Origin of the sequence: Leeuwenhoekiella sp. ZYFB001 (assembly GCF_011784865.1) — a bacterium.
Classification (GTDB): Bacteria; Bacteroidota; Bacteroidia; order Flavobacteriales; family Flavobacteriaceae; genus Leeuwenhoekiella; species Leeuwenhoekiella palythoae.
In genome coordinates, this window is record NZ_CP050460.1 from 351,819 (window position 1) to 366,711 (window position 14,893).

General features: G+C 40.4%; 15 protein-coding genes. 11 read left to right on the forward strand and 4 right to left on the reverse strand.

Translation table 11 applies throughout. The features are described 5' to 3' along the window. Positions 1–49: 49 nt before the first annotated feature. Positions 50–1,207 (reverse strand): 5-(carboxyamino)imidazole ribonucleotide synthase, encoded by a 1,158-nt coding sequence (locus tag HCN54_RS01425; protein WP_167596252.1) that lies wholly within the window; start codon positions 1,205–1,207, stop codon positions 50–52. Positions 1,208–1,405: 198 nt separating this feature from the next. On the opposite strand from HCN54_RS01425, the gene HCN54_RS01430 reads away from it, so the two are divergent. The 5 genes from HCN54_RS01430 (at position 1,406) to HCN54_RS01450 (ending at position 6,706) form a co-directional block, all read left to right on the forward strand. After that, positions 1,406–2,512: an adenylate kinase gene (locus tag HCN54_RS01430; RefSeq protein ID WP_167596253.1), complete on the forward strand. Its 1,107-nt coding sequence runs from the start codon at positions 1,406–1,408 to the stop codon at positions 2,510–2,512. Positions 2,513–2,595: 83 nt separating this feature from the next. After that, the gene (gene obgE / locus HCN54_RS01435) at positions 2,596–3,609 is read left to right on the forward strand and encodes a GTPase ObgE (RefSeq protein WP_167596254.1); all 1,014 of its coding nucleotides are present in this window, start codon (positions 2,596–2,598) and stop codon (positions 3,607–3,609) included. 68 nt (positions 3,610–3,677) lie between these two features. Further along, on the forward strand, positions 3,678–4,199 hold the full coding sequence (locus HCN54_RS01440; protein ID WP_167596255.1) for a DUF4136 domain-containing protein: 522 nt from the start codon (positions 3,678–3,680) through the stop codon (positions 4,197–4,199). A gap of 106 nt (positions 4,200–4,305) precedes the next feature. Further along, positions 4,306–5,265, forward strand: coding sequence for a tetratricopeptide repeat protein (locus tag HCN54_RS01445; RefSeq protein ID WP_167596256.1), 960 nt, complete (start codon positions 4,306–4,308; stop codon positions 5,263–5,265). A gap of 82 nt (positions 5,266–5,347) precedes the next feature. After that, positions 5,348–6,706 carry a UDP-N-acetylmuramate--L-alanine ligase gene (locus HCN54_RS01450; protein WP_167596257.1) on the forward strand — a complete coding sequence of 453 codons (1,359 nt, stop codon included), beginning with the start codon at positions 5,348–5,350 and terminating at the stop codon, positions 6,704–6,706. 1 nt (position 6,707) lies between these two features. Here the strand turns inward: HCN54_RS01450 and HCN54_RS01455 are convergent, their stop codons facing one another. Both HCN54_RS01455 and HCN54_RS01460 read right to left on the reverse strand, forming a co-directional pair. Continuing rightward, a complete protein-coding gene (locus HCN54_RS01455) occupies positions 6,708–7,334 on the reverse strand; it encodes an FMN-binding negative transcriptional regulator (protein WP_167596258.1) in 627 nt (208 codons plus the stop codon). Then, positions 7,331–7,774 (reverse strand): DUF1569 domain-containing protein, encoded by a 444-nt coding sequence (locus tag HCN54_RS01460; RefSeq protein WP_167596259.1) that lies wholly within the window; start codon positions 7,772–7,774, stop codon positions 7,331–7,333. Before HCN54_RS01460 ends, HCN54_RS01455 begins: the two co-directional genes overlap by 4 nt. A gap of 98 nt (positions 7,775–7,872) precedes the next feature. On the opposite strand from HCN54_RS01460, the gene radC reads away from it, so the two are divergent. From radC to HCN54_RS01490, 6 genes are read left to right on the forward strand one after another with little or no spacing between them, the layout of a single operon-like run. Then, positions 7,873–8,571, forward strand: coding sequence for a RadC family protein (radC, locus tag HCN54_RS01465; RefSeq protein WP_167596260.1), 699 nt, complete (start codon positions 7,873–7,875; stop codon positions 8,569–8,571). Positions 8,572–8,622: 51 nt separating this feature from the next. Continuing rightward, the gene (locus HCN54_RS01470) at positions 8,623–9,927 is read left to right on the forward strand and encodes a polysaccharide deacetylase family protein (protein ID WP_167596261.1); all 1,305 of its coding nucleotides are present in this window, start codon (positions 8,623–8,625) and stop codon (positions 9,925–9,927) included. Then, positions 9,920–10,612 carry a YjjG family noncanonical pyrimidine nucleotidase gene (locus HCN54_RS01475; RefSeq protein ID WP_167596262.1) on the forward strand — a complete coding sequence of 231 codons (693 nt, stop codon included), beginning with the start codon at positions 9,920–9,922 and terminating at the stop codon, positions 10,610–10,612. The genes HCN54_RS01470 and HCN54_RS01475 overlap by 8 nt, the downstream gene beginning before the upstream one ends. A 45-nt stretch (positions 10,613–10,657) precedes the next feature. After that, on the forward strand, positions 10,658–11,197 hold the full coding sequence (locus HCN54_RS01480) for a hypothetical protein (RefSeq protein WP_167596263.1): 540 nt from the start codon (positions 10,658–10,660) through the stop codon (positions 11,195–11,197). A gap of 19 nt (positions 11,198–11,216) precedes the next feature. Beyond that, positions 11,217–12,584, forward strand: a complete 1,368-nt coding sequence (locus HCN54_RS01485) for a DUF5723 family protein (protein ID WP_167596264.1) — start codon at positions 11,217–11,219, stop codon at positions 12,582–12,584. Next, positions 12,584–13,483 (forward strand): hypothetical protein, encoded by a 900-nt coding sequence (locus tag HCN54_RS01490; RefSeq protein WP_167596265.1) that lies wholly within the window; start codon positions 12,584–12,586, stop codon positions 13,481–13,483. The genes HCN54_RS01485 and HCN54_RS01490 overlap by 1 nt, the downstream gene beginning before the upstream one ends. Before the next feature lie 115 nt (positions 13,484–13,598). Here the strand turns inward: HCN54_RS01490 and HCN54_RS01495 are convergent, their stop codons facing one another. Then, the gene (locus HCN54_RS01495) at positions 13,599–14,876 is read right to left on the reverse strand and encodes a replication-associated recombination protein A (protein WP_167596266.1); all 1,278 of its coding nucleotides are present in this window, start codon (positions 14,874–14,876) and stop codon (positions 13,599–13,601) included. Positions 14,877–14,893: the final 17 nt, after the last annotated feature.

The following is a 14,893-nucleotide window of genomic DNA, read 5'->3' on the forward strand; positions in this document are numbered from 1 at the left end:
TTATTACGCTTGAGCGTTTTAATTGATTTGTTTTATTGAAGTTCAGAATTTATTTGGTGATTACCCTAATAGCGTTTTTAACCTGTTCGGCGATGTTACGTGCTTCGCTCAAGTCACTATTAACAATGGTTACGTGCCCCATTTTTCTAAACGGTCTGGTCTCCCGTTTTCCGTAGATATGAGGTGTTACGCCTTTGAGCGCCATAATATCTTCGATCTTCTCATAATACACGTCGCCGGTATGGCCTTCTGCACCTACAAGATTGACCATTACCGCTCCAATTTTACTTTCGGTTTCTCCTAACGGAAGGTTTAAAATTGCACGCAGGTGTTGCTCAAACTGGTTGGTATAACTGCCTTCAATACTGTAATGACCGCTGTTATGCGGGCGCGGTGCTACTTCGTTAACCAGGATTTCATCATCTTCGGTTTGAAACATTTCAACTGCTAAAAGTCCTACGTGCTCAAAGGCTTCTGAAACTTGAGTAGCAACTTCGCGGGCTTTTGTCGCGACTTTATCATCAATGCGCCCCGGGCAGATCACGTATTCAACTTGATTGGCCTCCGGATGAAATTCCATTTCTACGACAGGATAGGTTTTTACTTCGCCTTTAGGCGAGCGCACAACAATCACTGCCAATTCGTTTTTAAAGGGAATCATTCTTTCAGCGATGCACGGCGTGTCTACCAGTTTTTCAAGATCTTCTTGTGAGCGAACGACCTGCACCCCTTTACCGTCATAACCGCCTTGGGTGCTTTTCCAAACAAAAGGAAAACTGCTTTGATTGGCCGTCAGGGCAAGCTTGAGATCTGCAAGATTAGGGTATTTCTTATACGGTGCAGTAGGGATGTTTTTTTCAGTGTAAAAATCTTTTTGCACCCCTTTATCCTGAATTTTCCTCAGTGTTTTAGGGCTGGGATACACAGTTATTCCTTCAGCTTCTAGTTGTTCAAGAGCATCTATATTTACTGCTTCGATCTCAAAAGTTACGATGTCGGCTCTTTTTCCAAACTGATACACCGTATCATAATCCATCAGATCACCTTGTTGAAAAAAATTAGCGGCTAACCGCGAAGGCGCTTCAGGATTAGGGTCTAAAACCAGGGTTTGAATATCAAATTTGCGGGTTTCATAAAGCAACATTTTGCCCAATTGACCGCCACCTAAAATGGCGAGTTTAAAATCTGAAGAAAAATATGAGGTCATTAATTCTAGGTCTTTTTTACTACAAAAAATTAGTCATACAAAAGTAACTTTTTACACACAGAAAGCCGAAGCAACGCCCGAAATACTTCAGGCTAAAAATATGATTACACGTGCTATTCTAATTGAATAAGGCTCAAAGCGATATTCGTGAACAATATGTATCTTTGCCGCCTGACACTAACGACCATCAAGCGAATCATGATTACATTAAACGGACTTCAATTTGAGGAGTATATTTCTGAGGAAAAATTACTTCAGGCGATAGATACGGTAGCGGCGCAAATTAATCGTGATTTTAAAGGCAAAGAGCCGGTTTTTCTTGTGGTGCTCAACGGCGCTTATAAGTTTGCAACCGAATTGTTGAGCAGATTTGATGGAGATTGTGAGATCGAATTTATTAAAATGAGTTCGTATGATGGTACCTCGAGTACCGGTCAGGTGCAGACGCATATTCCATTAGAGGCTGATCTTGAAGAACGAGAGGTGGTGATCATTGAAGATATTGTAGACAGTGGGAACACTATCGAAAAAATCACCCAAATGATGGTTAACGCGGGTGTGAATAAATATCGCATCGCCAGCTTATTTTATAAACCAGCAGCGTATACTAAAGAATATAAAATACATTACGTAGGTCTGGAAATCCCTAATGATTTTATCGTGGGATACGGTCTGGACTACAACGGATTGGGGCGTAACCTCAATGCTATATATAAACTAAAAACCACAAAAATGACAAATCTGGTATTGTTTGGCCCTCCGGGAGCTGGTAAGGGTACACAAGCCTCTTTTTTAAAAGAAAAATACAATCTGGTTCATATTTCAACGGGAGATGTATTTAGATATAATATTAAAAACGCAACCGAATTGGGTACTTTGGCAAAGTCGTATATAGACAAAGGTCAGTTAGTACCAGATTCTGTTACAATTGATATGTTGAGCGCTACAGTAGATAAAACTCCAGATGCAAACGGATTTATTTTTGATGGTTTTCCTCGTACTACAGCACAGGCTGAAGCATTAGATAAACTTCTTGCTGAAAAAGGTACAGAGGTGGCTGCGATGATCGCTCTTGAAGTTGATGATGAGATCTTGGTAAAACGTCTTTTAGAACGTGGAAAAACTTCCGGCAGAAAGGACGATGCAGATGAGGCTGTAATTCGCAACCGTATCAAAGTATATTATGATGAGACGGCAATTTTAAAAGGCTATTATCAAAAACAGGATAAGTATTTTGGCGTTGATGGAGTGGGTGAGATCAAAGAAATCACCACACGCCTAAGCAGCGTTATTGATGCGTTGTAAGCTGTGTAAACTAATGTGTTGAGAGTAAACCGCTTTTGTCAAGAGCGGTTTATTTTTGTATTTTAAAAGAAACAGAATAGAAGATGACCGAAGGGAATTTTGTTGATTATGTAAAAATGCACGTGAGCTCTGGGAAGGGCGGTGCGGGGTCGGCGCATTTGCGACGCGAAAAGTTTGTTGCAAAAGGTGGGCCTGATGGAGGTGATGGTGGTCGCGGAGGTCATATTATCGCACGTGCTAACCCTAATCTATGGACGCTACTGCACTTAAAATTCAAGCGTCATATTAAGGCCGGTCACGGTGAAAATGGCGGTAAGCAAACCAGTACGGGGGCTGATGGTGAAGATGTTTATATTGAAGTGCCACTAGGGACAGTCATACGTGACACCGAAACGCAAGAGATTTTAAAAGAGATCACAGAAGAAGATCAAGAATTCATCATCGCCGAAGGCGGAATGGGCGGTCTGGGAAACTCACATTTTAAAACATCAACCAATCAAACTCCGCGCTATGCACAACCCGGAATTGACGGGCAGGAGGTTGATGTGACTTTGGAGTTAAAGGTGCTTGCAGATGTGGGGTTGGTAGGCTTTCCTAATGCGGGGAAATCAACTCTACTTTCAGTGATCACCGCGGCAAAGCCTAAAATTGCCAATTATGAGTTTACGACTTTAAAACCTAATCTAGGAATCGTTCAGTATCGCGATTTTCAAACTTTTGTGATCGCTGATATTCCGGGGATTATTGAAGGGGCAGCAGAAGGAAAAGGTTTAGGATATCGCTTTCTTAGACACATCGAGCGCAATTCGACTTTATTGTTTATGATTCCGGCAGATGCTCCGGATATTACAGAACAGTATCAGATCTTATTACACGAATTAGAGAAATACAATCCGCAACTTTTAGATAAAGATCGGCTAATTGCCATCACAAAGAGCGATATGCTTGATGCTGAACTCAAAGCTGAACTCAAAGCTGAACTAGATAAAAACCTGCCTATTGAATATATGTTTATATCGTCAGTAGCGCAGCAAGGTCTTACACAACTTAAAGATCGTTTGTGGGCTATGCTCAACCGTCCTGCGGTAGAAGAGTAGTTGCGGTTTTAGGATTTTATTGACTAAGAAGATGCTTCGTATTGTCTATTTTTAAAAGAAAAGACAAGATGAAGCATTTTTTTATTTTCGTACTGGCGGTGGTAGCAATTTCCTGTGGAAGCACTCGTGTTGATTATGACTATGACGAGCAAATAGATTTTTCTCAATATCAAACCTATAACTTTATGCCGGAAATGGATAGCGGCCTGAGTCAGCTTGATTTAAAACGACTTATGGATGCTACCGATGCGGTAATGCAGGCCAAAGGATTTACAAAATCTCAAACTCCGGATGTGTTGATCAATATTATTGCAGAGGAGTATGAAGACGTTCAGCGTAACTCGGTTGGGGTTGGTATTGGCGGCGGAAGCTATGGCGGTGGGGTAAGCGTTGGAGCAGGTATTCCGCTAGGCGGTAATAAAAATCATCAAACCATAACCTTGGATCTTGTTGATGCGCAAAAAGATATTTTGGTGTGGCAAGCGGTAAGTGATAGCAATATTAAAGTGAGCACCAATCCGCAGGAGCGCGTGACCCATTACACAAAAATTGCTCAAAAGATTTTTGAAAAATTCCCTTCGGAAGAATAATCCACGTTTTAACAAGCTGTTATGTTTTAAAGTCTTTGTCGGCATCATTAAAAATCATTTTAATAGTGGCGTGCTTTTTGTTTAGATTTGGCAAAAACAACCACTTATGCATTTGAAGTTTTTAATTGCACTCTTGTTTTCTGCTTCGGTTTTTGGTCAGCAGGCTGATTATGAAAAGGCAGAAGCGTATTTCAAGGCAGAAAAGTTTGAGCACGCTAAGCCACTCTTTTCAGCCTACTTAAAAGCGCATCCTAAACACGCTAAAACGCGGGAATATTTAGGCGATATAGCGGCTTATGCAGAAGATTGGGATACCGCAATTGCTTATTATGAGCCTTTGGTAGAAGAGCAACCGTCAAGTGCTAATTACCACTTTAAATTTGGTGGTGCTTTGGGGATGAAAGCGCTAAACATTAGTAAACTTCGTGCGCTCACGTACATTGATGATATCAAAGAACATTTTACAAAAGCGGCAGAATTAGACCCAAAACATATAGAAACTAGGTGGGCATTGGTAGAACTGTATTTGCAGTTGCCCGGCATCGTGGGCGGAAGCACCAAAAAAGCCGAAGCCTATGCGATGGAACTTCAAGCTATTTCTCCGGTTGATGGGTATTTGGCAAGAGGGTATGTGGCCGAATATCAGGATGAGATGCAAGAAGCCGAAGCTTTATATAAAAAGGCAATTGAAGTAGGCGGTTCACCTACCACCTATGAGAAACTAACCAATTTATACGAGAAAAAAAATCAACCTCAGAAGGCGATTGATAATGCAGCTTCAAGCTTAAAATTACATAAGCGTAACCAGATCAATTATCAAATAGGTAAGATTGCAGCTGAGTTCGATATGGAACCTGAACTGGGATTGGCAAGCTTAAAACAATACATAAAAAACCATTCGGTTAAAGATGGAGTTCCGGTAAGTTGGGCGCATTTTAGGATGGCTCAGATCTACAAAAACCTGGGAGATAAAACCCGTGCAACGCATTACATTAACCTCGCCTTGGCTGATAAACCTGATTTTGAGCAGGCTTTAGAAGAGAAACGACGTATTGAAGAATTATAGGGTAGAAACCTGTTTTAATTCCGTTTCTGAAACTGCGATTTCTTAACTTGCAGATTCTATTTTAAAGAGTCTATACAGGATTATGCGAGTACATTTTATAGCGATTGGAGGAAGTGCAATGCACAATTTGGCTTTAGCCTTACATCATAAAGGATATGAAGTTAGCGGAAGCGATGATGCAATTTTTGAACCTTCAAAATCCCGATTGGCAAAATATGACCTGCTTCCTGATGAGATGGGATGGTTTCCAGAAAAAATTGATGATCAACTTGATGCTGTAATCTTGGGAATGCACGCAAAACCAGACAATCCGGAATTGCTTAAAGCGCAGGAGTTGGGTGTAAAGATCTACAGTTATCCTGAGTTTCTTTACGAGCAATCTAAAGAAAAAACCCGCGTGGTTATTGGCGGTTCTCACGGAAAAACAACCATTACTTCTATGATCTTGCACGTGTTGCATTACCACGATCGTGAGGTAGATTTTATGGTGGGCGCGCAGTTGCCGGGCTTTGAGACTATGGTACACCTTACTGAAGAAAATGATTTTATTTTATTAGAAGGTGATGAGTACTTGTCTTCGCCTATAGATCGTCGTCCGAAATTCCATTTATATAAGCCAAACATCGCTTTGATTAGCGGTATTGCTTGGGATCACGTAAACGTTTTTCCTACGTATGAGAATTATGTTGAGCAATTTGAAATCTTCGCTGATTCTATTTCGCGAGGCGGAATATTAGTTTATAATGAAGAAGATGCTGAGGTAAAACGCATTGCCGAGGCAGCAACAGCACCTACCAGAAAGCACGCTTACGCAACACCGGAGTACACCATTGAATCAGGGGAAACCCTATTAGAAACTCCAGAAGGACCTATGCCTATTTCGGTTTTTGGGAAACATAACCTGAGCAATCTTGCAGGAGCAAAATGGATTTGTCAACATATGGGTGTTGATGAGGATGATTTTTATGAAGCGATTGCCAGTTTTGAAGGTGCAGCCAAACGTTTGGAAAAGATCGGGGAGACTGCTGATGCGATCGCCTATAAAGATTTTGCTCATTCGCCCAGTAAAGTTGCTGCAACGACCAAAGCTGTAAAAAATCAATATCCTGATAAAAAGCTGATCGCTTGTCTAGAATTGCATACCTACAGTAGTCTAAATGCCGAGTTTATCAAAGGCTATAAAGGCGCTTTAGATGCAGCTGAAGAAGCAGTAGTCTTTTACACGCCCGAAGCAGTAGCGCTCAAAAAGTTAGAAGCGATTAGCGAGAGCCAAATTGCATCTGCGTTTGATCGTGATGACCTAAGCATTTTTACAGACGCCGAAGATTTTAAAACCTACTTAGATACTAAATCTTTTGACAATGCGGTGTTGTTGCTTATGAGTAGTGGCAATTACGGAGGGTTGGATTTTGACAGTGTTCAAGATCTGCTGGCAAAGTAAATTAGGTCTTGGTGATGTGCCGGCTATAGATTGCTGATAAATAGTCTTCCATCAGATCTGCGTAGTTGTTGGTTAGCGCTTGTTTTGCTTGTTCTTGATCTATACGGTTTTTGTCTTGAGAAAGTTTAAACTTTCCTTCCCAAGCGGTTATTTGCAATTCAAATCCGGTAACATAGTTTACAAAGGTTTCAACTCTTGGGTCTGTTTGTTCAAGCCTGTAACGCTGTTCTTTACCTTCTAAAAAAGAGGTAAGCGCAACCATCTCACTTTTCAATTCTTCATTAGTGAGTGTTTTTACAACTTTTGTCTCTAAATGTATTTTGATGTAATTCCACGTGGGCAATTGCGAAGTGGTATAAATACTTGGTGAAATATAGGTGTCAGGGCCGTTGAAAAGTACACTTACCTGTGAACCTTCAGTCAAATGTGGAACTTGCGGATTGTTGTTATCTATATGACCTATAAGTTTTCCGTAGCTCGTATCGGCAACATATCTCAATGGTAAATGAGTGATCACAGGACGCTCGTTTTCCACCGTGATCAAAGTAGCTAACGGGAAGGTTTTAAGTGTCTGTATAATATTCTTAAAGTGGGATTCCTGGTGATGTGCCGGAGGATATGTGCTCATACGCCAAATTGGTTAAGATGATGATCCAGATGTTTGTACTGCATTTTTCCCCATTGCTCAGTAGTGAGTTTGCCAAAAACCGGATGCGGCTCTAAGTGAGCATTTGGAATTAGTTGGTGAAATGCTTCGATCAATTCTTTAAGTGCGGCTTTTTCAGTTGAGAAATCTTTAGGCTCACTAACTTTAAAACGCTTGGGAGTAGGCATATTTTTTCTGAAGGAACTGTCGTCATACATCGCCTTTTTAAAAAATGCTCTAATCAAAAAATTAGATTTCAGCCCAAAATCTTTATTGTAAAGTGCAATTTCTAAAGGTTTTTGACAATGCGCCAGCATCTGGCTTACAGTCATCTTTCCCCACTGTGGCTTTTGACTAGGCGTTAAGGCATCTATTCGATCAAGAGTTTTAACGTAACTTTCTGTAGTAAAGAGACTTTCCATTTTATTTTTTGGTTAAAAACTGAAATCTAAAAATACATTTTTTAATTTTAGACAAGGATCGCTGCCCCACGAGTTCCGTAGAATTTAGACGAATTATTATGCAGCAGAATTCAGAAAGTTTTTCAATCAAACAGTGGTCTTTAGACGATCGTCCTCGGGAAAAATTATTACAAAAAGGAAAAGATGCACTTAGCGACGCAGAGCTTGTGGCAATATTAATCGGTTCCGGAAGTCGAAATGAAAGCGCAGTAGCGTTGAGCAAGCGCATTCTTGCTTCGGTAGATCATAATTTGAATGCTTTGGGCAAACTGAGCGTTTCACAGCTTATGAAATTTAAAGGTATTGGGGCGGCTAAGGCGGTGAGTATTGCCGCCGCCACCGAATTGGGCCGCAGGAGACAAACCGATAAAGCCGAAGAGCCTACTAAGATCACGGGCAGTCACGCGGTTTTTAGATTGCTGCAACCTATTTTAGGTGAACTGCCGCACGAAGAATTCTGGATTCTATACCTTAATAACTCTAATAAGGTTTTACACAAACATCAATTGAGCAAAGGCGGAATGACAGGCACATTGGTCGATGTCAGATTGGTGTTAAAACTGGCTTTAGAACGCGGAGCAGTTTCTTTGATTCTCGCACACAATCACCCATCAGGCGGTTTGCGTCCTAGTGAGGCTGACAAGGCGATTACTTCCAAATTAAAAACAGCGGCGGCCAGCCTCGATATTAAAGTGCTAGACCATCTTATCATTACCGAAAATTCCTATTTTAGCTTTGCTGACGAAGGTTTGCTGTAATTCCTTCCGCTTTAATTAAAAATTACGGAAATTGCCGCTATAAAACTACTTATGCTTCTTATTTACACGCATAAAATCACCCCAAGATTGCGATATACCTTTAAGCATATCTGCACAAATATTCTTGGGATTCCTGTAAAATTCACCACCGCGGTAGACGAGTTTATCGTGCACGATAGTTTGAAGCTTTCGTACACCAGTAAACCGCTAGGCAAAGAGTTGCATATAAAAAGTCAGGAGGTTTTATTTGAACAAGGCATCACAGATATTGAGATCAATATGCAGCCTTGGCGCGAGACGAAGTGTTTTTTTGTGACCGGAACTAAAAGCGCGCTACCCTTTGATATATTTGCTGCGGCCTTTGTGCTTCTTAGTCGATATGAAGAATTTTTACCTCACGTAAAGGATGAACAAGGCCGGTTTCCGGCTACCGAAAGTCTTGCCTATCAAGAGGAGATTTTAACCCAACCGGTTATCGATATCTGGGCGGGATATTTTAAAGAAGTACTTTTAGAGAAATATCCTGATTATCCTTTTGAGCAGCGTAAATTCAGTTTTCAGGCATTGGTAGATGTTGAGCAGGCTTATGAGATGTACGGCATTGGCATTATGCGGTGGGTGACTAGTTTTTTAATTGATCTGGTGCATTTGCAGTTTAGCAGAATCTGGCTGCGCTTGCGGGTGAATCTTGGCTTGCGTAAAGATCCTTATGATACCTTCAGTTGGTTGATCAACGTACAAAAGAACGCCAAGTTTAAGTTTGTTTTCTTCTTTATGGTCGGTAATTATTCGACCTACACCCGCAACATCAGATACAATAAGAAAACCTTTAGAGAGCTTATTAAAATGGTGGGCGATTATAGCGAAGTAGGTTTGTTGTTATCTAAAGAGGCGTTATCAGTAAAACGCCAAATGAAGTTAGAAAAGAAAAGAATTGAGGGAATTACTAATAAACAATTAAGTGCCGTACGGTGCAGTAAGTATATGCAGAGTCTTCCCGAGCATTACCGCGAAATGATTCAGTTAGAAATGAAAAACGATTATTCTATGGGGTATCCTGAATATTTGGGTTTCAGAGCAGGAACCTGCACTCCATTTAATTTTTATGATCTCGATTATGAGACGATAACTCCGTTGCTCATTCATCCTATTTGTGCGCAAGCTTCGGCATTTGAAAGCAGTGCTTCTGATGAAAAAGAACTCAATCAGGAGCTTGATACTTTTTTTGCAATGAAAAAACAGGTAGAACAGGTAAAGGGAAGTTTTGTGTTTAGTTTTAGGAATAAATCTGTTACAGGTAAAGGTCAGGATCAAGGCCAGTGGAAACAATTTTTTAGAGAACTAGTAAATGACTAAAATCAAAAACATAGAGCACATTTTTTTTGATCTGGATCACACCCTTTGGGATTTTGACCGAAATTCCAGATTGGCTTTTTCAGATATTTTTCAAAAGAATAAAATTGATGTTGCGATTGATGACTTTCTGGAAGCTTATGAGCCTATAAATTTTCAATATTGGAAGTATTATCGCGAATCTCGAATTACCAAAGAGCAGTTGCGCTACGGAAGATTAAAAAATAGCTTTAAAGCAATTGGGGTTTCCATTGACGATCATTTGATCGATAGACTTTCGGTGGATTATATTGATTATTTGCCAAAGCATAACTATTTATTTGACGGGGCTGTAGAGCAGTTAGAAGATCTGCATAAGCGCTTTAAACTCCATATTATCACAAACGGATTTCAAGAAGTGCAACAGCTCAAATTACGAAACTCGAAGATTGATCACTATTTTAAAACGGTGACCAGTAGCGAGTCTGTAGGTGTCAAAAAGCCAGACTCGAAGATTTTTCTTCACGCTATGGATCAAGCTGCTGCGGTGCCAGGAAACAGTTTGATGATTGGTGATAATTATGAAGCAGATATTGAAGGTGCGCTTAATGTAGGTATGCGTAGCATCTGTTTTAACTATCATAAAACAGATTTGCCACCGGCCATTCATAAAATTGATTTTTTAAGCGAGATAAGTCGTTATTTATAAACTATTTGAAGAAAAAGAGCGTTATTTTGCTTTATACCCCTTCTAATGAAACTACGCTTTACTCATTTTCTATTCTTACTTACCGGCTTGTTTTTAGGTTGTTCAGAGCAGGTTGACTTTGATCAAGCCAATGAAGTTTCATTAACTAGTACTCAAGATATAGATCTGGTTTATTTTACGCTCAGCCAAGATACTTTCGTAGACGGTACCGGGCAATTGCAACAAACCGGCGTTGTTGAAGCGGTAAAACTAGATTTTTTAGACGATCCGTTTTTTCAGAATCATTTGATAAAGATTGTTTTTGCTTTTAAAATGACCAATACGTTTCCACAAGATCTTACTGCGGTGATTAAGTTTAACGACAGCACCGGCGTAACTCGAGAATCTATTGCTCTTGAAGCGGCCGGAAGCCCGGACGGGACTGAAGTTATTTCTGAATATGAAGTGGTCAAAGAAGAGGCTGCGATTGATAATATTACCAATGCAGATAATGTGCTAGTTGAATATTATTTAAATACCGATGGCTCCCCGATTGTAGGTAGTTTAACCTTTGAATCAAAAGCAGCATATACCGTTGAATTGTAAAGTTGGACTACTTTTTTTAATGCTGATTAGCGCTTTTAAAACCGTTGCGCAAATTCCGCAGTTGTATGATGCAGACTATCTTCCGCAGAGTGTAATGCTCAATCCTGGTAATGAGGTTGACTTTGATAAGCATTTAGGAATACCATTATTGAGCGGAATAGGAGTAGGAGTAGGCCTCAGAAATGTTTCGGTACATGATATCTTTCAGGTGAATGAGAATACTGAAATTAATGCTCGTATTCGCGCAAAGGCAGACCAACTGACCAATAAAGATTATGGAGTGCTTCATCAAAATCTCGAAATTTTAAGTGCCGGCTTTCGGAATAAAAAAGGGAATTACATCTCTTTTGGTTGGTACGAAGCGCTAGACGCAGTTGCTTATTTTCCAAAGGATATGGCTACCCTAGCCTATGAAGGGAATCAACAAAATTTAGGCTATTCTTTTAAAGCTTCAGATATTAAAGTAAGAGCCGAAATGGTTTCTGTTTTTCATATTGGGATGAATAAAAAGATCAATGAGCGTCTTACGCTAGGCGGCCGCTTTAAGATTTACAGCGGAATGCTCAGCGCTGAAAGTACAACCAACACGGGGACTTTTACTACCTATCTTACGCCTGACGGAAATAACTTTTACGAGCATCGGCTTGCGAATATTGACGGTGGACTAAAAATTGCAGGAACCGGAAGCTTTGAAGAATTTTCGCAGTCGCAAATTCTGCAAAATTCGGTCTTTAGCGGAAATTATGGAGCAGGTATAGATCTAGGTTTTTCTTATAAATTGAATGAGCGCTGGGATATGAGCGGGAGTCTGCTAGACCTGGGTTTTATTCATTATAGTAGCAATACGTATGAGTATTATGGTGAAGGCGATTTTACGTTTGATGGTATTGAATTTATTTTCCCTTCGGTGGTTGATAATAATATGGCGATACGACCCTACTGGACCGATCTCGAGGATGAATTCAGGGAAAATATAACTTTTGACGAGCGCGCCGATATTCAATATACCGTATTGCGCCCGGTAACTTTGCTGGGAGGACTAAGCTATGCTTTTGGTGAGCGTTTAGATTGTAATTGTTTAAAGCCTGAAGAAGATCGTTTTCGGTTTAAAACAGGTTTGCAGGCTATGGCGATCAAACGACCTCGCGGAGTGCAAGCAGGGTTGACGGCATTTTTAGATGCACCACTTACTTCGTTCTTAAATACAAAACTTACATACGGAATTGATGCTTTTACCTACACAAATGTGGGCTTTCTAATTTCTGCTAAAATCCGTAGTTTTAATGTGTATTTAGCGGCAGATAACTTACTTTCATATTCAAATATTGCCGACTCAAATACAGCCAGTTTTCAAATTGGTTTTCAATTAATTTCAAATAAAAACTAATGAATACAAGACACTATATTTTACTTGCGTTTATCGCTTTGATTTCGTTAACATCGGTTTCCGCGCAAGAACTAAAAGATTATAAATACATAGTTATACCGCAGAAATTTGAATTTCAAGATGAGGCCGGGCAATATGAGCTAAATGCGTTAACTCGTTTTTTATTCATTAAATACGGCTTTGATGCTTATCTAGAAAATGAGCAGCTTCCGGATGATCTTAATGCTTCAGGATGCAATACGCTGTATGCACGTGCAGATATTAGTGGCTTTTTGAGCACTAAAGCTTTGATCTCTTTAGTGAATTGTAGAGGGAAAGAAGTTTTTGTACTTCCAGAAGGGAAAAGTAAGATCAAGGATTTTAAAGGAGGACATCAGGATGCTTTTAGGGATGCATTTGAAGAACTTGAAGAAGAATACGGGTATACGTATTCTGATGCCATCGTAGAGCGAGCAGAGCTGATAGAAGAGGTAGAAGAAGAAGAGGCAGCGCCGCAAACTCTGGTTGATGCAGTAGCAAACAATAAACCGCCAAAAAAGGAGGTTGTGGTTTCAGCAATACCAAAAAATAGCGATGTGGTTATCAAGGAAGAAGTGAGCACCGCAATTGATGCGGAAACAAATAACGCGTCTACTAATGAAGCAGAAATTGAACAAGGTATTAAAACGGTGTTGACTAGTGCAGATGGTGCTTTTAGTATGCGCGCGACTGCAAATGGTTTTGATGTTTATGAAGGAAGTAGCAAAATAGGAACTGCTACCAAAACCTCTGCGGGGTCTTATTTAGTGAATACCTCACAATTCACTGGAGTAGGATACTACAATGGCACAGAATTCACCGTAGAACGTGAAATAAAGGGTGTAAGCGGACTGGTAAAAATGATTTTTACGCAGGAGTAAATACATAGAATTACAGAAGGCCTCGTTTTAAATGTTGTTTTTCGCTGAGAGAAATAATCTTTGAAACGAGGTTTTTTATGGCCTGCGGTAAGTGAAATACGATCTCGAAGTAGTCTTAATAATCGTACTTATCTCCCCAGCGGTTTTTAAGAAATTTTCTAATGCCATCTTCCCGCGCGTTAGCACCGGGATCATATAGTTTTTGATTCGTGATCTCCTCCGGAAGAAATTCTTGTGCAATAAAGTTGCCCGCGCCGTCGTGAGAATATTTATACTCATCACCGTAACCTAATTCCTTCATTAGCTTGGTAGGCGCATTGCGCAAGGCAAGGGGTACAGGTAGATCACCTGTTTGTTTAACAAGCTGCTGCGCCTTATTGATCGCCATATAAGATGCATTACTTTTAGGCGAAGTAGCGAGGTAGGTTACGCATTGACTCAGAATAATACGAGATTCAGGATAGCCTATAGTGGTTACAGCAGTAAACGCATTCGTCGCCATTATCAAGGCAGTTGGATTGGCATTGCCTATATCTTCTGAGGCTAAAATGATCAAACGTCTTGCAATAAACTTGAGATCTTCGCCACCTTCTAACATTCGAGCGAGATAATAAACTGCTGCGTTGGGATCGCTGCCTCTTATAGACTTTATAAAAGCAGAAATGATATCGTAGTGCTGCTCGCCGGTTTTATCATACATCACCGTATTTTGCTGTACTTTTTGCTGCACCATCGCATTAGTGATCACGACTTTTTCTGAAGTTTCGGTGGTCACTAAAAGTTCAAAAATATTCAAGAGTTTGCGCGCGTCACCACCACTTATACGCAATAGCGCTTCGGTCTCTTGCAGTTCGATATCTTTTTTGGATAAGACAGTATCTTGCAGCATAGCCCGCTTTAAAAGCGCTCTGAGGTCGTCTGCAGAAAACGGATTCAAAACATATACCTGACAGCGGGATAGTAGTGCGGGAATCACCTCAAAACTTGGGTTTTCGGTGGTTGCGCCTATTAATGTTACCCAGCCTTTTTCAACCGCAGCCAGTAAGGAGTCTTGTTGCGATTTGCTAAACCGATGAATCTCATCAATAAACAATAACGGATTTTTCTGAGTAAACAATCCGCCGGCATTCTTGGCTTTATCAATGACTTCGCGCACATCTTTTACACCGCTGTTGATTGCGCTTAAAACATAAAACGGCCGCTTAGATTCTTCTGCAATGATAGAAGCCAAAGTCGTTTTACCCACGCCAGGCGGACCCCATAAAATCAATGATGGGATTACCCCAGATTTTATTGATGAGGTTAGCGAACCCTTGTCACCAACCAGATGTTCCTGGCTCAAATAATCGGCTAAGGTTTTAGGACGTAAACGTTCGGCTAATGGTGTATTCATAGCTTCAAAAATATTTA

Coding starts and splice junctions, on each gene's coding strand:
- radC (WP_167596260.1), top strand. CDS start 7,873: ATGCAGCAGAATTCAGAAAGTTTTTCAATCAAACAGTGGTCTTTAGAC.
- HCN54_RS01450 (WP_167596257.1), top strand. CDS start 5,348: ATGCGAGTACATTTTATAGCGATTGGAGGAAGTGCAATGCACAATTTG.
- HCN54_RS01475 (WP_167596262.1), top strand. CDS start 9,920: ATGACTAAAATCAAAAACATAGAGCACATTTTTTTTGATCTGGATCAC.
- HCN54_RS01470 (WP_167596261.1), top strand. CDS start 8,623: ATGCTTCTTATTTACACGCATAAAATCACCCCAAGATTGCGATATACC.
- HCN54_RS01445 (WP_167596256.1), top strand. CDS start 4,306: ATGCATTTGAAGTTTTTAATTGCACTCTTGTTTTCTGCTTCGGTTTTT.
- obgE (WP_167596254.1), top strand. CDS start 2,596: ATGACCGAAGGGAATTTTGTTGATTATGTAAAAATGCACGTGAGCTCT.
- HCN54_RS01495 (WP_167596266.1), bottom strand. CDS start 14,876: ATGAATACACCATTAGCCGAACGTTTACGTCCTAAAACCTTAGCCGAT.
- HCN54_RS01455 (WP_167596258.1), bottom strand. CDS start 7,334: ATGAGCACATATCCTCCGGCACATCACCAGGAATCCCACTTTAAGAAT.
- HCN54_RS01485 (WP_167596264.1), top strand. CDS start 11,217: ATGCTGATTAGCGCTTTTAAAACCGTTGCGCAAATTCCGCAGTTGTAT.
- HCN54_RS01460 (WP_167596259.1), bottom strand. CDS start 7,774: ATGGAAAGTCTCTTTACTACAGAAAGTTACGTTAAAACTCTTGATCGA.
- HCN54_RS01425 (WP_167596252.1), bottom strand. CDS start 1,207: ATGACCTCATATTTTTCTTCAGATTTTAAACTCGCCATTTTAGGTGGC.
- HCN54_RS01440 (WP_167596255.1), top strand. CDS start 3,678: ATGAAGCATTTTTTTATTTTCGTACTGGCGGTGGTAGCAATTTCCTGT.
- HCN54_RS01430 (WP_167596253.1), top strand. CDS start 1,406: ATGATTACATTAAACGGACTTCAATTTGAGGAGTATATTTCTGAGGAA.
- HCN54_RS01490 (WP_167596265.1), top strand. CDS start 12,584: ATGAATACAAGACACTATATTTTACTTGCGTTTATCGCTTTGATTTCG.
- HCN54_RS01480 (WP_167596263.1), top strand. CDS start 10,658: ATGAAACTACGCTTTACTCATTTTCTATTCTTACTTACCGGCTTGTTT.